20 protein-coding genes, 1 rRNA gene and 1 other annotated feature are annotated in these 18,182 nt (G+C 52.4%); of the genes, 5 read left to right on the forward strand and 16 right to left on the reverse strand.

Features of this window, described 5'->3' with window-relative positions; all coding sequences use genetic code 11:
• Positions 1–10: 10 nt before the first annotated feature.
• The 10 genes from flgK to flgB all read right to left on the reverse strand — a co-directional run bounded on the left by flgK (position 11) and on the right by flgB (position 9,296).
• Positions 11–1,669, reverse strand: a complete 1,659-nt coding sequence (gene flgK / locus CEK60_RS17505; RefSeq protein ID WP_089040081.1) for a flagellar hook-associated protein FlgK — start codon at positions 1,667–1,669, stop codon at positions 11–13.
• A 62-nt stretch (positions 1,670–1,731) separates the two neighbouring features.
• Positions 1,732–2,787: a flagellar assembly peptidoglycan hydrolase FlgJ gene (gene flgJ, locus CEK60_RS17510; protein ID WP_089040082.1), complete on the reverse strand. Its 1,056-nt coding sequence runs from the start codon at positions 2,785–2,787 to the stop codon at positions 1,732–1,734.
• Positions 2,788–3,930: a flagellar basal body P-ring protein FlgI gene (locus tag CEK60_RS17515; protein WP_089040964.1), complete on the reverse strand. Its 1,143-nt coding sequence runs from the start codon at positions 3,928–3,930 to the stop codon at positions 2,788–2,790.
• A gap of 39 nt (positions 3,931–3,969) precedes the next feature.
• Positions 3,970–4,659: a flagellar basal body L-ring protein FlgH gene (locus CEK60_RS17520; protein ID WP_089040083.1), complete on the reverse strand. Its 690-nt coding sequence runs from the start codon at positions 4,657–4,659 to the stop codon at positions 3,970–3,972.
• 51 nt (positions 4,660–4,710) lie between these two features.
• Positions 4,711–5,493, reverse strand: coding sequence for a flagellar basal-body rod protein FlgG (flgG, locus tag CEK60_RS17525; RefSeq protein ID WP_089040084.1), 783 nt, complete (start codon positions 5,491–5,493; stop codon positions 4,711–4,713).
• A 30-nt stretch (positions 5,494–5,523) separates the two neighbouring features.
• Positions 5,524–6,282 (reverse strand): flagellar basal body rod protein FlgF, encoded by a 759-nt coding sequence (locus tag CEK60_RS17530; RefSeq protein ID WP_089040085.1) that lies wholly within the window; start codon positions 6,280–6,282, stop codon positions 5,524–5,526.
• A gap of 42 nt (positions 6,283–6,324) precedes the next feature.
• On the reverse strand, positions 6,325–7,656 hold the full coding sequence (locus CEK60_RS17535; RefSeq protein WP_089040086.1) for a flagellar hook protein FlgE: 1,332 nt from the start codon (positions 7,654–7,656) through the stop codon (positions 6,325–6,327).
• A gap of 75 nt (positions 7,657–7,731) precedes the next feature.
• Positions 7,732–8,430, reverse strand: coding sequence for a flagellar hook assembly protein FlgD (locus CEK60_RS17540; protein WP_232471397.1), 699 nt, complete (start codon positions 8,428–8,430; stop codon positions 7,732–7,734).
• The gene (flgC, locus tag CEK60_RS17545) at positions 8,430–8,840 is read right to left on the reverse strand and encodes a flagellar basal body rod protein FlgC (RefSeq protein ID WP_089040088.1); all 411 of its coding nucleotides are present in this window, start codon (positions 8,838–8,840) and stop codon (positions 8,430–8,432) included. Before flgC ends, CEK60_RS17540 begins: the two co-directional genes overlap by 1 nt.
• 24 nt (positions 8,841–8,864) lie before the next feature.
• Positions 8,865–9,296 carry a flagellar basal body rod protein FlgB gene (gene flgB, locus CEK60_RS17550; protein WP_089040089.1) on the reverse strand — a complete coding sequence of 144 codons (432 nt, stop codon included), beginning with the start codon at positions 9,294–9,296 and terminating at the stop codon, positions 8,865–8,867.
• 194 nt (positions 9,297–9,490) lie between these two features.
• Between flgB and flgA the strand changes: the two genes are divergently transcribed.
• From flgA to CEK60_RS17570, 4 genes are all read left to right on the forward strand, one after another.
• The gene (gene flgA / locus CEK60_RS17555) at positions 9,491–10,207 is read left to right on the forward strand and encodes a flagellar basal body P-ring formation chaperone FlgA (RefSeq protein WP_083000285.1); all 717 of its coding nucleotides are present in this window, start codon (positions 9,491–9,493) and stop codon (positions 10,205–10,207) included.
• 85 nt (positions 10,208–10,292) lie between these two features.
• Positions 10,293–10,559 (forward strand): flagellar biosynthesis anti-sigma factor FlgM, encoded by a 267-nt coding sequence (flgM, locus tag CEK60_RS17560; protein WP_089040090.1) that lies wholly within the window; start codon positions 10,293–10,295, stop codon positions 10,557–10,559.
• A gap of 10 nt (positions 10,560–10,569) precedes the next feature.
• Positions 10,570–11,019 (forward strand): flagella synthesis protein FlgN, encoded by a 450-nt coding sequence (locus tag CEK60_RS17565; RefSeq protein ID WP_089040091.1) that lies wholly within the window; start codon positions 10,570–10,572, stop codon positions 11,017–11,019.
• Positions 11,020–11,126: 107 nt separating this feature from the next.
• On the forward strand, positions 11,127–11,882 hold the full coding sequence (locus CEK60_RS17570; protein WP_089040092.1) for an SDR family NAD(P)-dependent oxidoreductase: 756 nt from the start codon (positions 11,127–11,129) through the stop codon (positions 11,880–11,882).
• A gap of 302 nt (positions 11,883–12,184) precedes the next feature.
• Here CEK60_RS17570 and rrf read toward each other — a convergent pair.
• Positions 12,185–12,300, reverse strand: a 5S ribosomal RNA gene (gene rrf, locus CEK60_RS17575).
• Positions 12,301–12,431: 131 nt separating this feature from the next.
• Positions 12,432–12,516 (reverse strand) — a sequence feature (23S ribosomal RNA rRNA prediction is too short).
• A gap of 762 nt (positions 12,517–13,278) precedes the next feature.
• Here rrf and pyrB point away from each other — a divergent pair.
• A complete protein-coding gene (gene pyrB, locus CEK60_RS17580) occupies positions 13,279–14,304 on the forward strand; it encodes an aspartate carbamoyltransferase (RefSeq protein ID WP_083000221.1) in 1,026 nt (341 codons plus the stop codon).
• Positions 14,305–14,319: 15 nt separating this feature from the next.
• Here the strand turns inward: pyrB and ruvX are convergent, their stop codons facing one another.
• From ruvX to CEK60_RS17605, 5 genes are all read right to left on the reverse strand, one after another.
• On the reverse strand, positions 14,320–14,775 hold the full coding sequence (gene ruvX, locus CEK60_RS17585) for a Holliday junction resolvase RuvX (RefSeq protein WP_038480028.1): 456 nt from the start codon (positions 14,773–14,775) through the stop codon (positions 14,320–14,322).
• Positions 14,776–14,787: 12 nt separating this feature from the next.
• A complete protein-coding gene (locus CEK60_RS17590; RefSeq protein ID WP_089040093.1) occupies positions 14,788–15,345 on the reverse strand; it encodes a YqgE/AlgH family protein in 558 nt (185 codons plus the stop codon).
• Positions 15,346–15,418: 73 nt separating this feature from the next.
• On the reverse strand, positions 15,419–16,375 hold the full coding sequence (gene gshB, locus CEK60_RS17595) for a glutathione synthase (protein ID WP_089040094.1): 957 nt from the start codon (positions 16,373–16,375) through the stop codon (positions 15,419–15,421).
• A 76-nt stretch (positions 16,376–16,451) separates the two neighbouring features.
• On the reverse strand, positions 16,452–17,156 hold the full coding sequence (locus CEK60_RS17600) for a CvfB family protein (protein ID WP_089040095.1): 705 nt from the start codon (positions 17,154–17,156) through the stop codon (positions 16,452–16,454).
• Positions 17,157–17,424: 268 nt separating this feature from the next.
• Entirely contained in the window at positions 17,425–18,180 is a 756-nt protein-coding gene (locus CEK60_RS17605; RefSeq protein WP_089040096.1) for a 16S rRNA (uracil(1498)-N(3))-methyltransferase, read from the reverse strand.
• Between the last annotated feature and the right edge of the window lie 2 nt (positions 18,181–18,182).

Consider the following 18,182-nt stretch of genomic DNA (forward strand, 5'->3'; position numbering starts at 1 on the left):
AAGCTCCTTATTAGTTCCGTAGATTCAAGATGGTATCCAGAATGGCACCCGCGGTATCGATCACGCGCGCATTCGCTTGGTAATATCGCTGATAGCGAATCAGGTTAGCCCCTTCTTCATCAAGATTGACGCCCGACTCCGATTGCTGCACCGCTTCCAGTTGATCAGTTAACCCTTGTCGAGCATCTAAATTCACCTGGACAATATTGGCACGGTTGCCCACATCGCTAACAATGACACCATACGCACCGCTCACCGATGCACTACCACCCACGATGGCTTTTTGCTGTAGGTCCTGTAACGCCAAGGCATTGCGGTTATCACCCGCGCCAGTCGCTACCCAGTCGGCGGGGTCGTCTTCAGGATTGGCTGGCTTGCCAGCGGCGATACGGTCTAGCTCATTGATGGTGACATCCATATCGCTTGCGCCACGTCGCACCGGCTGCACTTCAAAACGGTCACCATCGTTAGGCGTGCCGCTAATCGTGAGCGCTACACCGCCAAACGTCAGCGCACCGGTTCCCGCGTTCCAGTCAATATCGTCTACTGTTGCTCCGTTATCGTTACGCGTAACAGTTGGAGCACCATCTTCAAAGCGAACGGTGTAGTCCGTCGCGCGAAGCTGATCAATCGTGTCACTATCAAATTCGGCAGATTCAACGACGGCGGTGCCGCTGTTATTCGTATTACTAAACGCTTGGGGCGAGTACACGGCAAAAAAATCGCCACCTTGCTCACCATCCAGGTCGACACCCTGCTTGTGCTGCTCGTTAAACGCCAATGATAGAGAAACTGCCAGTTGGCCAATTTGGTTCTGAGTTTTATCCAGCGTTTCTGAACGGAATGTCATCAGACCACCCAGCGCACCGCCTTTAATCGCTGACTCTTCTAACTGAGTTACGCCACCTTCACCATCACGATAAGCCACCACTGTACGCTGTGGATCAGCTGCTGATTGCACAGTTTCAAGCTTAAACGCGCTGGTGCCCGTCACTAACGGCTGACCATTCGGCAAACTGAGGTTATAGCTTTTCCCATCCTGGATATTTAAGCGCATATCCATGCGCTCATTGAGCTCAGAAACCAAATGATCGCGCTGGTTCAACAGGCTATTGGGCGCTTCACCGCTACGCGCACGGGCAAGCGCAATTTCGCGATTCAGGCCAGCAATTTGTTCGGTCGTGTTATTTATCTGAAAAACTTCATCTTTGATTTGGCTATTGATGTTGCTCTGCATATCTTGCAGATAACCGTCAAAGGAGCGGAATTGGGCGCTGAGGGTATTGGCCGAGCCAACAACGCCTTGGCGGGCGGCAGGGTCCGCTGGCGCACTGGCCAAATCTTCCAAAGAGGAGAAAAACGACTGCATTAATGGCGATAAGCCCGCTTCTCGATCCGCAAGCAAGTTGTCAATTTGGGTGACTTGGTTGTGATAAGTCGCCAGTGCGCTTGATTGGGTTTTGGCGCTGTTAAGCTGGCTCGAGACATACGTATTAAACTGGCGCTCGATACTATTGATCTTAACGCCGCCACCCACAGCCCCTTGGCCAAGCTGAGCCAGCTCACGATTATACCCAGGCGTATAAACGTTACTAATATTGTTGCTGGTGGTATTGAGGGCATTCTGCGCCACATTAAGGCCGCTTAAGCCGATTGAAAACATGCTCATGGTCAATTCCTTAGGCCGATAAGTTGTCTATCGGCAGTGCGCAGCAAAACTTGAATCACACGTTAGCGGGAATCTGCGAGAAACTCGCGCCCCGTTGCTATCGGCCCCATGGTGTTCATGACGGCGACGAGTTTATTGGCATAGAGGGGGTCCGTCGCATAACCGCCCCGCTGTAGCTCATGAGCGGCTTGATACGCATCAGCGGCCTGTACTACGCCCGCGTAGCGCGGATTGTTGCCGATCAAATTGGCATAGTCGGTAAACGCATGCTCAAACGAGTCATAGACGCGGAAAGAGTCCACGACCTGGGTTCGACGGCCATCAATATACTCGTGGGTAACAATATCGGTCGTTTTACCCTGCCAGTGACTACCCGCTTTAATGCCAAACAAGTTGTGGCTATTGCCGCCGTGTTGCGTGGCAATTTCATGGCGGCCCCAGCCTGTTTCCAGCGCAGCTTGTGCCAAAATAAGCTCGGCTGGTACCCCGGAGGCATCACTAGCAGCTTGGGCTGGAGCGGCCAATGTCGTTAAGAAGCGCTGAACGTGATCGGGTGCATGGCCGAAACCGGCAGGTGTCGCGGCGGAAGTGGCTGATGAGGCAACGGCCGATGCCGTGCTGGTATTGCTGGTCTCAGCGGCTGACGGTTGGCTAATCGCGTCTAGTTCAGCTAAGAACCGCCCACTACCCGATGCGGGCGCATAACCACCACGATTCGGCTGCAGTGGCTCATCCAACACTCTCGGGGTGCCGCGTGGTATACCCGCGATCAGCGCTTGCAGTTCTTGGTCAGCGCTATCTGACTTATGATTGACCGCCCCTTGGCGCTGCAGCTGTTCCACCAGCATATCCGCCAATCCCATGCCTTTAGACGAGATCACTTGCGACCACTGCTGATCTAGCATCTGCTGGTAAGTATCAGTTGTCGAACTGCTCAACAGACCAGAAGAAGGTGTAGCATCACGCATGCTTTTCATCATCATCTGCACAAACAGGGCTTCAAACTGCTGGGCAGCGCCGTGTACACCAGCATCAGGATCCACTCGGGCGTTGTGCTGCAGGCGCTGAAAGCCGTTCATGTCCAGCGCGAATTGGCTGGTCATATCGCCAATGCTCATTTAAATAACCTCAAGCTCTGCGCGAAGCGATCCAGCGGCCTTCAACGCTTCAAGAATCGACATTAAGTCTTGGGGGGTGGCTCCCAATGCATTGAGTGCATTGACCACTTCATTCAATTGGGCACCTTCTACGATTTGCAGAAACGCTTCCTGCTGCTCAATTTCAATATCCGTATTGGGCACAACCACCGTTTCACCTTCACCAAAGGGAGCTGGCTGGCTAACCCCAAACTGGGTATCAATCATGATAGAGAGGTTGCCGTGGGCAACGGCTGCTTGGCGCAGGGTGACAGCGCTATTCATGACGACGGACCCCGTCCGCGCATTGAGTACGACCCGCGCGGGCGCCTCCATGGGTGTCACCTGCACATTCTCTACACGTGCCATAAAGTTAACCCGGGCGTTTTCATCCATCGGGCCATCAAGTGCGATCACCCGCCCATTGCGCGCATACGCTACCGACTGGCCAAATTCGTTATTAATGGCCGTTACCATGCGCTGTACCGTGCCAAAATCTGACTCATTAAGCTGTAACTCTAATCGTCCACCGTTACCGCCAAGATTTAGCGGCACTTCCCGCTCAACCATCGCTCCATTAGGAATGCGTCCGGATGCTTGTTGATTGATCTGAACACTGCTGCCACCTGATTGAGCACCTGCGCCACCCACTAGCATATTGCCCTGGGCAATGGCATAGGTATCACCATCGGCACCTTTCAGTGGTGTCATTAACAGCGTTCCACCACGTAAGCTGCGAGCGTTAGCAATCGAAGACACCACGATATCCAAGCGCTGACCTGGGCGTGAGAACGGCGGTAAGTCCGCGGTGACCATGACCGCAGCAACGTTGCGCAGCTGTAAGTTAGTACCTGCTGGCACCGTAACGCCTAACTGAGAGAGCATGTTCGTCAAGCTTTGGCTGGTAAACGGTGCTTGGGTGGTTTGGTCGCCGGTGCTATCCAGCCCCACGACCAAACCGTAGCCAACCAACTGGTTATCGCGCACCCCGGCAAAGCTTGATAGTTCACGCACCCGTTCCGCTGCGGCTGGCATCGCCAGTACACAACTAACGGCAAAGAGTGCCGTCAACATAGCGACACTACGAAGCCAGTGCTTAACACTACGATAACGGTTTAACTGCATAGCCATGATAGGTCTCTGTTAGCGGGCCGAGTAACTGGCTTAAAACGGCGATACATTTAAGAAAAAGCGCTGTAACCAGCCCATGTGCTGCGCTTCATTGATATAGCCATCGCCGACATACTCAATTCTTGCGTCTGCCACTTGGGTTGAAGGCACGGTGTTTTGCGCGGTAATTGTGCGTGGGTTAACCACCCCAGAGAAACGAATGAACTCTGTTCCCTGGTTAATCGCAATCTGCTTTTCACCGCGTACCCGCAAGTTGCCGTTATTCATCACTTCTAATACCGATACGGTGATGGTACCCGTGAAGGTATTATTGGCCTGGGAGCCGCCGCCACCCGCAAAGTCACTCTCCCCCGACACATCGAAACCATACTCGGCCAATGTATCCAGCACGTCAGGCAACTGCGCAAGCTCTAGGCTGGCACTCCCCGAACGATCTGCATTGGATCGGGCATTTTTGCTAGCACTCACCTCTTCATCGAGCACAATGGTCAAAATATCGCCAATAGAACGCGGACGGCGATCTTCAAACAGCGGCTGATAACCACGGCGCGCTTGATAAATGGAGCCATTAGCGATCGGCGGCGGCCGGTCCACAATGTTAATCTGCTCTTGTTCACCGACCACCGAGGCCCGCGGAATTTGCGCGCAACCCGCCGCAAATAAAAGAAACAGCGCAAGGCCAACTAACAAAAAACGACGTGAAGCAGCGTGTAAATCCAACATAATGCGACCTGTTAGTAAGCCCTATTTAGTAAGCCCTATTCATCAATAACGTTAGAGCTGACTCAAACGCGCTAACATTTCGTCGCTGGTCGATACCGCCTTACTATTAATTTCGTAGGCGCGTTGGGTTTGGATCATATTGACCATTTCCTCAACCACATTGACGTTTGAGGTTTCTACATAGCCTTGGAATAACCTGCCAGCACCATTATTACCGGGAACATTTTGGTTGGGTGCACCAGAAGCACCTGTTTCCAAGTACAAGTTGCCGCCAACGCTCTCCAGGCCTGCCGGATTAATAAACGACGCTACGTTGATCTGACCAATATCAGCATCTTGGGCGATACCTGGTTGGCGCACACTGACCGTACCATCTTCACCAATCGTGACCGACAAGGCGTTAGCAGGAATAAAAATAGCCGGCTCTAATGGATAACCATTAGCAGTCACCATTTGACCATTTTCATTGAGCTGAAAACTGCCGTCGCGGGTGTAGCCAACGGTGCCATCAGGCAGTAACACTTGAAAAAAGCCTTCTCCATTGATCGCCAGATCGCGGGAGTTACTGGTTTCTTCGAGGCCACCTTGGGTATGCAGGCGTTCAGTCGCCACCGCACGCACACCGGTACCTATTTGCATACCAGAAGGCAGGCGATCCTGAATATTATTTTGCGCACCGGGCTGGCGCATATTTTGATAGAGCAGATCTTCAAACACAGGGCGGGAACGTTTAAACCCGTTTGTGCTTACGTTCGCTAGGTTATTGGAAATCACGTCTAGCTTGGTTTGCTGAGACTCTAGCCCCGTCTTGGCTGTCCACAACGACTTAATCATAAGCGTGCTCTCTTGGCTGAGTGGCTGCTATCAGCCCTGAATAGATAAAATGCTGTTAGCGCGCTGAGCGTTTTCGTCCGCCGTGCTGAGCATTTTCATTTGCATGTCGTAACGGCGGGCAACATCAATCATAGACACCATGGCATCTACAGCGCTGACGTTACTGCCCTCTAGGGCACCACTGACAATTCGGGCATCCTCATCACCGGGAAGCACGGCGGCAACGCCTTCCTCATTCAATGGTCCACGAAACAGCCCGTCGTCACCGCGCATTAATGCCTGCTCATCGGGCGTGACTAGCTTGATGCGGCCGACATCGACCAGCGCTGCAGGCCCCTCACCTTGGGGGATCGCGCTGATGGTACCGTCCGCACCAATGGATATCTGCGCACCTTGGGGCAAGGCAATAGGGCCACCCTCTCCCATGACCGGACGCCCAACACTAAGCAGTACACCATCACTGTCCAGTTGCAGATCGCCTCGCCGGGTATACGCCTCAGTGCCGTCTTCGCCGAGCACCGCCATCCAGGCATCATCCTGCATCGCGATATCGAGGGTGCGACCCGTGCGTTCAATAGGGCCCTGCGAAAAATCGGTGCCAGGGGTGGTCGTCACCGCCGATACCCGCGTGTCGAGTAGCCCAGCGCCCTCTACCGGAACTGAACGCGCAGCTTGCAACTGCGCGCGAAAGCCTGCAGTAGACACATTCGACAGGTTATTGCTAATCACTGCCTGCTGGTCCATCGTGTGTTTGGCGCCGCTCATGGCGGTGTATAGCATACGATCCACAACTGACTCCTTAGCGCAGTATCACGCCATTATCACGACTGACTACAGGTTAATAATGGTCTGCAGGAGCTCGTCCTGGGTGCTGATGGTGTTGGAGTTCGCCTGGTAAGAGCGCTGCGCCACAATGGTATCTACCAGCTCACTGGCCAAGTTGACGTTAGACGCTTCTACTGCTTCCGCTTGGATCTGCCCCAGACGACCAGTTCCCGGCGCCCCAAGGTTTGCCAACCCAGAGGCATTCGTCGCCGCCCACAAGTTGTTGCCCAGCGGCTGAAGACCTTCTTCATTCCGGAAGCTGGCTAGCGCAATTTGGCCAGCAGCACGGGTTTCACCGTTGGTAAAGTTACGCTGAATAACGCCTGCCTCAGTAACGGTAATACCGGCCAATGCACCTGAGGTGTAGCCATCCTGGTTAAGTTCTTTTTGCAACGAGTCAGCGGCAAACTGCGTGGTACCGTCGAACTTAAGCTGGATATCAAGAGGTTCTGCCTGAACGCCGCCGGGGATACCTTCAATAGTGACGCGCGTTTCGCCAGTTGCCGGGGCGGTCACTACGTTCGCCCCGTTGGCTCCACCACTAATTCCCGTAACAACTCCCTGTGCATTGGTTTGCAATCTACCGCTTTCTGTAAAACTTAGATTAAAAGTGCCCCTGATATCAGTGGCGCCATTCTGGTCAGCCGTCACAATGGTGACGTTCCACTGATTCCCAGCGCCACGCTCAAAGTATGTCGCTACATTAGTAGCATTCCCTAGCGAATCGTAGGCCGTGAAATTATTGGAAAAATGGAAATTAACTTCTCTTCCTTCTGGCGCAGCAGTCAACTCAACTGAGTTTAAATCTTCACCTGTAGCCGTCGTGGCATCCAGGTTTAATAGTGCATTTACTTCGGTGGTGGCTTTAGCTGGAATATCGTCAACCGGCACATTTAATGCCTGAGGGTCACCGCCCACCAATACGTTTGAGAACGGGAACGCCTGCTGGTCATCGGTGTCTTGGGTGACACCGCGGTCCATGCCGTAACCCATCAAACGGTCACCCTGGGCATTAACAATATCGCCGGTAGCGGTAATGCCGAACTCACCGTTACGCGAATAACCGACTTCTCCAGTGGAGCGCTCTAGGCGGTAAAAGCCCTCACCGGAAATCGCCAAATCCAGCTTACGCCCGGTGCTCTCGATAGTGCCTTGGGTGAAGTCCTGGCGTACATCTGATACCTGCACACCAATGCCCCGAGAGGCCGCAAATACATCAGAGAACAGCACGTCAGAGCTCTTGTAGCCGACGGTTTGCGAGTTAGCGATATTGTTACCCGCAGAGTTTAGCTTCTCTGATTGTGCGTTAAGCCCAGCCACTGCCGTTGTAAATGACATAATACGTTCCTCATCAAAACGTCTTTTTCATTAAGACGTTCTTGCGGTAAAAATGTTGTTTTACTTACACGTTGCTTAAAGAATCTGTTTGATTTGATTCAACTGAACCTGTCCGTAAACAGCCCCTAAATCCAGCTGAATATTTCCGCTGCCATCGTTAGGAGTCACACTATTAACAACCGCATAGTTCAATGCGGTTGAGTCTAGTGCTTCACCTTCAGCATCTTTAGCCTCTAGCTGAACCGTGTAACGGCCACTGGCAGCGGCTTCGCCCTGCTCGTTTTTACCGTCCCACTGGAAAGACTGCACACCAGCTTCTACCGCACCCAAGTTATAGCGTCTGATCACTTCGCCACCTTGGCCAACAATCACCGCGGTAAGCTGATCGGCAGGTTTAGCAAGCTCAATACCAAAGGGTGTCGTATAAAGTTTTCCTTCACTATCTTGCTCTAGCATGACCTTGTTGCCAGGCACCATCACGCCTTGGCCAATCAAGCCACTTGCTTGCAGTGCTTGGTTGGCATCCATTTGGCTAGTAATGCTTTGCAAAGTGGTGTTCAGCTGCTCAATCCCACTGACCGTATTAATCTGTGCAATCTGGGAGGTCATTTCCGCATTTTCCATCGGATTCAGCGGATCTTGATTCTGTAGCTGAGTAATCAGCAGGGTTAGAAAACTGCTACGCAACTCATCTGATGCGCTCTGCTTTAACTGGGAACCACTGCCGCCGCCATTAATCGCCGAAAGTGTTGCCGGGTCGATTGTGCTCATCATTACCCCTCACCCAGTGATAGCGTCTGCACCATCATCTGCTTCGTTGTATTGAACACTTCTACGTTGGCCTGATAGGAACGCGACGCCGAGATCATGTTGACCATTTCATGCACAGGTTCAACATTGGGCTTGGCGACATAGCCTTCTTCATCCGCAGCAGGATGGCTAGGCATATATTCCAGGCGTAGCGGAGCGTCATCTTCAACTACGTCGGTGACACGTACGCCACCGACGCCATATCGATTATTGTGCGCTTGGGTTTCAAACATCACTTGTTTGGCCCGATAGGTCTCTCCATCAGGGCCTGCAATGCTGTCGGCATTGGCCATATTGCTAGCGGTAACATTCATACGCTGCGCCTGGGCGCTCATAGCAGAGCTAGCGATATCAAAGGCTGAAAACATCGACATAAATTACTTTCTCCTACCGCTCGGTTATTCCGGCTGCATCGCGTTTTTCAGGCCCTGAATGCGGCGATTCATGATGGTTAGTGCGGCTTGGTAACGAACAGCATTGTCTGCAAACTGTGTCCGCTCACGATCCATATCGACCGTGTTGCCATCCAAGCTGGGCTGATCGGGAATGCGATAAAGCAGCTCGGCACTGCCTACACCACGCCATGCAGGGCCTTCACCTTGCAGATGACGTTCTGAGGTTCGTGCGAGCGGCAGCGCGCCATTTTGCTGCTGCTGTGTCTGACTGCCCGCAACAGCCTTCTTTAACTCACTGGCAAAGTCGAGATCGCGCGCTTTATAGTTAGGCGTATCGGCATTGGCAATATTGGCTGCTAGCACGTCGTGACGCGCTTGACGCAAGCCCAGTGCCTGCTGGTGATAGTTAAAGGCAGATTCAAGCTGATCAATCATGCCAATCCTCGTTCGCTGAGAGGCAAATTAAAACGGATATTATTGATGATGAATAATAGGCTTCGCATCGTCAGCCTAAAGCATGGAACAGCTGCCGTTTACACCAGCATTTCATATGATGCACAGGGTACTTTTGCACTACACTGCACGGTTGATGATTACCATCTGCTTCCCTTCGATTGAGCGACTCTCCCATGCCACACCCGCTGCGCCCAACGCGATCCTATCTGGCAACTCTTAAGCAAATACTTTGCCTCTCACTGCTCAGCCTTGGCTTTTCATTTCACGCGCATGCCAATAACCAACTGCTGATGGATACCGTTCAGCAGTTCCTTTATCAAGAATCTCAATCGCTTGGGCAGGAAGTGATGATTGATATCTCACCTCCTTCTGCACATTTACCTGAGTGCATTGCACCCGAACCCTTTTTCCCGAATGCTAATCAATCCCCTATCGGGCGCATTTCGGTCGGCGTGCGCTGTGGCGAAAATCGTCGTCAAGTGCGGTATATCCAAGCGCAAATTGATATCATCGGTAGTTACGCCGTGGCTGGGCAGGATATTGATAGGGGCACGCTCATCACGAGTGATATGCTGACATCACGAGAAGGCAATCTTGGGGATCTCGCCGCCCAAGCACTTACCGACCAAGACGATATTATCGGTATGGTCGCGCAGCGTCCTATTCGAAGCGGCAGTACTTTCCAGTCCCACTATCTTCAAGCGCCTCAAGTGGTGAAACGAGGGCAGCGCGTCACTGTCATAGCAGAGGGCGCTGGTTTTCGAGTGTCACGCGAAGGAGAGGCCTTGTCTGATGGTGCACAAGGCGAGCGTATTCGTGTGCGCTTTGATACGCGGGAGTTAGTCACCGCACGCGTCATTGGCCAAGGAACATTGGTGATAGATTTTTAATCTAATGCCTAAAGTCCTTACTACCCAGGCCGATAGTAGGTAATACAGCGCATGCCGCACCAACGTTGACGATGAGGCAAACAACGTGAAAATCGATAACATTAATCCGTTGCTACGTTCTAATCAGGCGCAGCAGCGTGATGAAGCACAGAAAATAGCGGGCAATAAGCCAGCCGAAGCAGACAGCGCGACACGCTCAGCAACGCAACTCAGCCAAACGCATACGGATAGCTCACACGATATCGATACGGCAAAAGTTGAGGAAATTCGCGAAGCTATTCGTGAAGGGAAGCTAGAGATTCGTGCGGATCGCATTGCTGACGGCTTAATTGCCAATTTAAAAGATTTATAAGCGAACGATTATGGGTCTTTCACGACTGCTCTCAGATCAATTACAACGCCTTGATGAATTAGTACTGCTGCTCTCAGATGAACAAGCACAGCTTACTAAAGGCAGCATTGACGGAGATGCGCTCTCTGCTATAGCCCTGAAAAAACAGGCGCTGTTAGCTGAGCTGGAGCGCATAGAGCAATTGCGCCGAAACGTGCAGGCAAAGCTTGGCTATGCAGACGGTGCGCTTGGCGCCAAGCAAGCAGCTAACGATGCGGGCTGTTTAATTACCTGGGAAAGCTTGCTCGAAAAAAGCGAGCGTGTATCACGCATGAACGAATTAACCGGGCAAATGCTATCGCTTAGAATGAAGCATAACCAGGAAATGCTGGATTACATCCGCCAAATTGCTGAAAAAACCCTCTACAAACCAAATGGGCGCAATAATGCCCAACCAGGTCGCTTTAACGCGTCTGCCTAGCACTTATTGTCCAGTACTTCTTGACCAGCACTTCCACACAATCATAGACAAAAACTGTACAAGCAGCTTCAATGTGAATATTAATATTCATAATTGGAGCCGAACGGATGCTTGCCCATCTTCCAGACAACTTTACCGCTGTCGTCACCGGTGCCAATGGCGGCATAGGTAACGCTATTATTAAGCAGCTGCTTACCGATACCCATGTGGGTAATGTCGTTGCCGTAAGTCGTTCACCTCTTGCTTCTCAAGACCCATCTTTTCAAGACGCATCCGTTGAGATGGTAAACGTCGATATCACCACACAATCAGGGCGTGAGGCTCTTTGCCAACAGTTAAACGGTCGCCCGGTACATCTGTTGTTCAATGCTCTTGGCACGCTGCATGATGATGCGCGTAATGTGCAACCTGAGAAACGCTTAGAGCAGTTAGATGAAGCATCATTCGCCCATGTTATGCATGTGAATGCCGCCACGCCCGCCCTACTGATTGCCGCACTTAAATCATCGCTGCAAGGCAAGCATCCGGCTCTTATCGCCAGCTTGTCGGCGCGCGTTGGCTCCATTGGCGATAACGGGCATGGCGGCTGGTACAGCTATCGGGCCAGTAAAGCAGCGCACAACATGCTGATGAAGACACTTTCCATCGAACTAACGCGGCTTAATAAACAATCTATTGTGCTGTGCCTACACCCGGGCACTACAGATACAGCGCTTTCGAAACCTTTCCAAGCCCGCGTTCCCAGCGAAAAGCTATTTACGCCTGATTTCGTCGCTGAACAGCTATTGGAAGTAATGTCTAAACGCACCCCCGAAGATACTGGCAGCTTCTGGGATTGGGCTGGCAAGCCGATAGAATGGTAAATATCAGGCAAAAAAAATCCCCCAAGGCATAAGCCCTGAGGGATTTTTTCTTAATAAGTGCCTGACGATGACGCTACCCAGCCCGCCACCCTCGTCATTCCCGCAGGCCCTTAGCGGGAATCCATGTTGACTTGGGGTTTCGGGCTGCTACAGGTCAAGGTGGATTCCCGATAACCCCACTCGGGAATGACAGTGCGGTGGCTCGGGAATGACGGTGCGGAGACTTGGGAACATCTCTAATTGATTTTCTTCCGCGCAAACAAAAAACCCAGCCGGTTGGCTGGGTTCTTTGTTAAATAAGTGCCTGACGATGACCTACTCTCGCATGGGGAGACCCCACACTACCATCGGCGCTAAGCGGTTTCACTTCTGAGTTCGGCATGGGATCAGGTGGTTCACGCGTGCTATGGTCGTCAGGCGTAACTTGTAATGCATATCATGCTGACGTGTTTTGTGGCGTCTCTCGTTTCCTGTCACTGACAGGAAGCGCGTATCCGGTTTTCATTATCACTACGACCAGACCCCTTGGGTGTTATAGGGTCAAGCCTCACGGGCCATTAGTACACGTTAGCTCAACGCCTTGCAGCGCTTCCACACCGTGCCTATCAACCAGCTGGTCTCGCTGGGCCCTTCAGGAGGCCGTCAGCGGGTAGCAAGCTACCCCTGTTACCGCTCGACTTGCATGTGTTAGGCCTGCCGCCAGCGTTCAATCTGAGCCATGATCAAACTCTTCAGTTTAAAATCATTGTGATGCTTACTCGTCACCCGAAAACATAATGTTTACGAACAACAAAAGCGCATCAAACTTGGCTCAAGGTTCAAACGAATTCATTCAAACTTTCGTTTTCATGACCGCTTGCCTTGATATTTGGTGATTTATCACCCTCATCGGCAAGCGCCCACATGAATTACCTGATCAAATTGTTAAAGAGCTGTTTTCGCTGCTGAACTTCCGAAGAAGTAACTGGCTAACCGATGAACTGGCTTGCCTCAGCGAGGAAGGCGTATTCTACGCATTTCCTGGTGTTTGTCAATCACTGTTTTAAGTGAGTGAAGCGAGTGAGCGAAGAAAGCGAGATAACGTTGCTTTCTGGCGTGGCTCGTTTCAAAAAGCGTTGGAAGACATCGAAGCATGTTGCTGCTGAGTTCTTCTAACCCTCTGACAAACCGAAGGTTTTCACCTTCAATCACCGCTGGTAACGCTGTGCGTCCCCGGCAGCGGATGCGTACTTTACGGATTCGCTGCCGTTTTGGCAAGGGCTATTTATAGATAAGTGCGAAAAAGTTTTAAGGCAGGCCGTTTGCTAATTGAAAGCGCTTCGACGGCACTCCATTGGCGGTTACACTTATACCAGCTTTATAGCCCCCAACGCCCACCCCCATTCTGAGGTCCGTGATGAGCCAGCATCTATTAACTGTCGATTCATTACAGCGCGAAAGCGTTGACCACCTGCTACGCGTTGCAGCGCGTATGGAACCTATTGCCAGCCGTCGCCACGTTACTCGGGTGCTGGAAGGTGCTGTGCTTGGTAATTTGTTCTTTGAAGCGAGTACACGCACACGCGTGAGCTTTAATGCTGCGTTTTGCCGTCTGGGGGGAAGTGTGTGTGACACCACCGGTTTTACTTTCTCTTCTATGGCCAAGGGTGAATCGCTTTACGATACTAGTCGAGTGATGAGTGGCTATTGCGATGCGATTGTAATGCGCCATCCTGATCAAGGATCGGTAGCAGAGTTCGCCGCCGCCACCAATGTGCCGGTAATTAACGGTGGGGATGGCCCAGGTGAACACCCAAGCCAAGCACTGCTTGATCTCTATACGATTGATAAAGAGTTTCAGCGATTAGGTAAATCACTCAGTGGCGCACATATTCTGCTGACCGGTGATTTGAAATATGGCCGCACCGTGCATTCGCTGATCAAGCTACTGTCTCTCTATGATCCGCTGCGCATTACCTTGGTATCTCCACCAGGCCTGGAAATGCCGACTGCGCTGATTGACCTTGTGACGTCTCGCGGGCACCGCGTCGAACAACGTGACTCACTGGCCAGCGACTTCTCAGATCTGGACGTGGTTTACACCACACGCATCCAGAAAGAGCGTTTTACCGATGAAATGAACGAGAGCTTTCAGGGGCTTTCCGACGACTTTATGGTTAATCGCGACTTTCTGGATCAGCGCTGCAGCCAAAGTACGATTGTCATGCACCCACTACCCCGAGATAGCCGCCCTGGCGCCAATGACCTAAACGTGAATCTTAACGGTGACCCGCGTTTGGCGATTTTCCGCCAAACTGACAACGGGATACCCATGCGGATGGCCATTTTTGCCACGCTATTAAAGGTAGATGAGCTGATTGAGAAAGACCTGAGACCCGTGCGCTGGTTTGTGCCATCTCAAACCGGCACTCTAGACCGTTAAGTCATTACATCAGGTTTAATGAGCGATCCGCCCACCAGGAAGTCCTTCTTGGTGGGCAAACCAACCTTCTAGAATAAGCACAGCAGCGATGCCATCGACACTTTCTTCTCGATAGTTACCACGATGGCCTGCCGCATGAGCGATCTGCTTCGCTTCGCGAGTAGAGCCACGCTCGTCAACCATTTCACAGGGCTTGCCATAGCGCCCGTGCAGGCGATTACCGAACTTGCGTGACCGCGCGCTCATCGCAGACTCAGTCCCATCCATATTCAGCGGCAAGCCAACTACAAACAAGTCAGGCTGCCACTCTTCTACTAACCGTGTAACAACATTCCAGTCAGGAATGCCGTCTCGAGCGGTTAGCGGCGTTAGCTCGCGTGCGCTATTAAGCAACTCATTCCCTACCGCGACGCCAATACGCCGAGTACCAAAATCAAATGCGAGTATTAGCCGTTGCCCACGATCAGCCATAAAACTCAACCATCATGCATGGCCCGCGTCGCGGGTCATCAGGTTCAGATCAACGCCCAGAATGCCAGCGGCAGCGGTTAGACGCTCAGCGGGAGGGGTGTTAAACAGTACGTTGCCTTGGCCTTCGACCGTCAACCACGCATTCTCTTTTAGCTCGTCTTCTAATTGCCCAACGTCCCAGCCAGCACAGCCTAGACACACCAGAAAGTCCTCGGGGCCTGTGTCATCGGCAAGCGCCTGAAGAATATCCATCGAGGTGGTCAGCGCAATACCGTCTTCTACCTGGACACTGGAGTCCCACTCCTGGCTATCACCGATATGCAAAATGAAGCCACGGTCCTTATGCATAGGGCCGCCATAATAGACCGGCGCATTACGGTGCGGGCTATCATCGCCTCCCAGCGACAGCTGTTCAAAGAGGGCATCGAGAGTGATTTCAAGTGGACGATTGGCGATGACTCCCATACAACCATTGTGATCATGGTCGCAAAGGTAGATCAGGCTACCGGCAAAATTAGGGTCATCCAAGTGAGGCATAGCCATCAAAAAATGATGCTTAAAGCTTTGCATGCGTCTCCTACGGCTCGCTGAATACTCAGCGAGCCTCGCGTTATTAGGCGAATAGAACGTTCAACGGCATCGGTTAGTTAAGACGACGCTCAATAGCATCCAGCAGCATTCCGGCAATGTCCGTGCCGCGCTGATCATCAATTTCACGTACACAGGTAGGACTGGTGACGTTAATTTCAGTGATGTAGTCACCAATCACATCTAAACCAACAAACATCAGCCCTTTTTCACGAATCATGGGCTGCACCTGCTGAATCAACCAGTGGTCACGCTCAGTCAACTCACGGCTGACACCGCGCCCGCCAGCGGCGAGGTTACCCCGAGTTTCACCCGCCGAGGGAATACGCGCCAGCCCATAGGGCACGGGTTCACCGTCAACCAATAAGATGCGCGTGTCGCCATCTTTGATTTCGGCTAGGTAGCGTTGCGCCATAATTTGCCGCTGGCCACGCAGGGTTAATTGCTCAATAACCGCGCCAATGTTGCGGCCATCAGGGCCGATATGAAAAATCCCTGTACCGCCCATGCCATCAAGGGGTTTGAAAATCACATCACCATGCTCCGCGTGGAAAGCACGCAGGACGTCATCACGACTGGCGACAATGGTGGGCGCACAGCACTGGGGAAACTGCTGGGCAAATAATTTTTCATTACACTGCAACAACGCAGCGGTTGGATTAACTACCAGAACGCCTTCCCGCTCGGCAAACCCCAGCAGATGGACCGCATTGATAAAGTCGGCATCGACAGGCGGGTCTTTGCGCATTAGCACAATATCCAACTCCACCAGTGGGCGCTGAGCCGCTTCACCGAGGTCGTACCAATGGTTAGGATCGCGATGCACCGTTAATGGGCGCATACGTGCATAAGCCTGTCCTGCGTTCAAGAAAAGATCTTCTTGCTCCATATAATGCAGTGTGTAGCCGCGCTCTTGCGCCGCCCACAGCATGGCCATGGTGGTATCTTTCTTGTAAGCGATGTCGCTGATGGGATCCATCACCACACCGAGATGCAACGTTGATTGGCTCATCGGGGTAACATCCATACATGAACAAAAGGTAAGCAGTATGCCGCACTGCCTGCACAGCTCCAACCGTCGCTAGGGACTACTCGTCTTGCCCGCCCGTTAACGCCCCCGGTACAAGCCGGATAGCACCAGGCTCTAGGGTAATTAACTGCTGCTTATAAAGTCGCCCAATGGCCTGCTTGTAAGCACTCTTGCTAACACCTAATCGCGTCTTAATATCATGCGCGGAGCTTTTATCACCCAACGCTAGATAACCACCACTTTCACGTAGCGCCTGCAATACTTTATCACCCACTACATCTAAGCGAGCCACACCCGGGGGGAGCAGGCAAATATCGACACGACCATCTTCGCGGCGTTGCTTTACATAACCTTTCAGCGACTGCCCGCGGCGCAGCGGCTGGGTAATATCATCTTGATAGATTAATCCCCAATAACGGTGGTTAACCACTACCTTCATCCCAAGGTCAGTACGGTCAGCTACCACCACAGCCACTTCATCACCTTTTTCCAGCGCCCAAGCATCGTCTGTCAAAAAACGATCCAGGCGCATGGTAGCCACAGGCCGCCCTTGGTCATCGCTATACAGCATTACCAGTACCCGCTTACCGGGATCGGGGCGAAAGCGCTGCTCGCTATAAGGCAGCAGTACATCTTTGGGCTGTCCCCATTGCAGAAACGCCCCTGTGCTATTGACCGCCGTCACGGTCAAATAGGCTACGTCACCCAGCTGAGCAGCGGCGTCGCTTGCGGAACGGGGAGAAGAGTGAGACTCACGGACCATAGGTACCGTCCTTACAGAAAGTAGACCTTCATTATGGTGCCTTGCGCACGCAAGGCAAAGCGCAGCCGGTATACGTAAATTCGACAGCGCATAAACAGCGACCGACACCACTCAGCAGGGCATCAGCCAGCTAGTAAGCACTCACTTACGCGTACCGCTAAAAAATAAGCCCCTAAAATATTCCTTAAGAATAGGCCCTTAAGAATAAATATTTAAAGATGAGCTCTTACAAGTGGGTACAGAGAAGTGAGCGCTGAAAAGTGAGTACTTACACATCACCAAAGTGGTGCTGTAGCAGCGTTAACGCAACAACAGGCGCCGTTTCAGTACGCAATACTCTTGGGCCGAGCGTCAGCGGTGTAAAGCCACTGGCAGTGGCCGCATTAATATCCGCAGCACTTAAGCCACCCTCTGGGCCGATTAAGAGTGCTACTGCAGCAGGGCATGGCTGTTGCGAAAATACATTGCCAGTCGCTAGGTGAAGCATCAAGCGTAACGGCTCTTGCCGCTCGGCCAGCCAATCATCCAGCGCTTTTGGTGGATAGACGGGGGGGACAACCGCTCGCCCACTCTGTTCACAAGCACTCGCCGCAACCGCCTGCCAGTGAGCCAGTTTTTTTTCTTCACGATCGCCCTTGAGACGTACATCGCCCCGCTCTGTGTAGAGCGGGGTAATCGCTGCAACGCCAAGCTCAACGGCTTTTTGAATGGCATAATCCATCCGGTCGCCTTTCGAGATCGCTTGGCCAAGGTGCACCGCTAACGGCGATTCGCCACTACCCGGCCAGACAGCCTCGATGATCACTGTCGTTTGCTTGCGACCAACATCGGCTAAGCGCACGCCAGCCTCTTGGCCGTTGCCATCAAACAGCATCAGCGGTGCACTTTCGCCCAACCGTAGCACTCGCGTCACATGCCGCGCCGGGCCGTCAGGCAGAGTGATGGTTGCGCCCACTGCAAACTCAGCGGGCACATAAAGGCGGGGCATTTTGCCGTGTAAGGCAACCCAGTCAGCAGCATGCATAC

The organism is Halomonas sp. N3-2A, assembly GCF_002216165.1.
GTDB lineage: Bacteria > Pseudomonadota > Gammaproteobacteria > Pseudomonadales > Halomonadaceae > Vreelandella.

Bases quoted from the DNA above. Each gene is read 5' to 3' on its own strand.
- CEK60_RS17590 (WP_089040093.1), bottom strand. From the start codon at position 15,345: ATGCAAAGCTTTAAGCATCATTTTTTGATGGCTATGCCTCACTTGGAT.
- ruvX (WP_038480028.1), bottom strand. From the start codon at position 14,775: ATGGCTGATCGTGGGCAACGGCTAATACTCGCATTTGATTTTGGTACT.
- CEK60_RS17565 (WP_089040091.1), top strand. From the start codon at position 10,570: ATGGGTCTTTCACGACTGCTCTCAGATCAATTACAACGCCTTGATGAA.
- CEK60_RS17540 (WP_232471397.1), bottom strand. From the start codon at position 8,430: ATGATGAGCACAATCGACCCGGCAACACTTTCGGCGATTAATGGCGGC.
- CEK60_RS17570 (WP_089040092.1), top strand. From the start codon at position 11,127: ATGCTTGCCCATCTTCCAGACAACTTTACCGCTGTCGTCACCGGTGCC.
- flgJ (WP_089040082.1), bottom strand. From the start codon at position 2,787: ATGAGCATTGGCGATATGACCAGCCAATTCGCGCTGGACATGAACGGC.
- flgC (WP_089040088.1), bottom strand. From the start codon at position 8,840: ATGTCGATGTTTTCAGCCTTTGATATCGCTAGCTCTGCTATGAGCGCC.
- flgA (WP_083000285.1), top strand. From the start codon at position 9,491: ATGCCACACCCGCTGCGCCCAACGCGATCCTATCTGGCAACTCTTAAG.
- CEK60_RS17515 (WP_089040964.1), bottom strand. From the start codon at position 3,930: ATGCAGTTAAACCGTTATCGTAGTGTTAAGCACTGGCTTCGTAGTGTC.
- pyrB (WP_083000221.1), top strand. From the start codon at position 13,279: ATGAGCCAGCATCTATTAACTGTCGATTCATTACAGCGCGAAAGCGTT.
- CEK60_RS17600 (WP_089040095.1), bottom strand. From the start codon at position 17,156: ATGGTCCGTGAGTCTCACTCTTCTCCCCGTTCCGCAAGCGACGCCGCT.
- flgG (WP_089040084.1), bottom strand. From the start codon at position 5,493: ATGATTAAGTCGTTGTGGACAGCCAAGACGGGGCTAGAGTCTCAGCAA.
- CEK60_RS17520 (WP_089040083.1), bottom strand. From the start codon at position 4,659: ATGTTGGATTTACACGCTGCTTCACGTCGTTTTTTGTTAGTTGGCCTT.
- CEK60_RS17535 (WP_089040086.1), bottom strand. From the start codon at position 7,656: ATGTCATTTACAACGGCAGTGGCTGGGCTTAACGCACAATCAGAGAAG.
- flgK (WP_089040081.1), bottom strand. From the start codon at position 1,669: ATGAGCATGTTTTCAATCGGCTTAAGCGGCCTTAATGTGGCGCAGAAT.
- CEK60_RS17605 (WP_089040096.1), bottom strand. From the start codon at position 18,180: ATGCATGCTGCTGACTGGGTTGCCTTACACGGCAAAATGCCCCGCCTT.
- gshB (WP_089040094.1), bottom strand. From the start codon at position 16,375: ATGAGCCAATCAACGTTGCATCTCGGTGTGGTGATGGATCCCATCAGC.
- flgB (WP_089040089.1), bottom strand. From the start codon at position 9,296: ATGATTGATCAGCTTGAATCTGCCTTTAACTATCACCAGCAGGCACTG.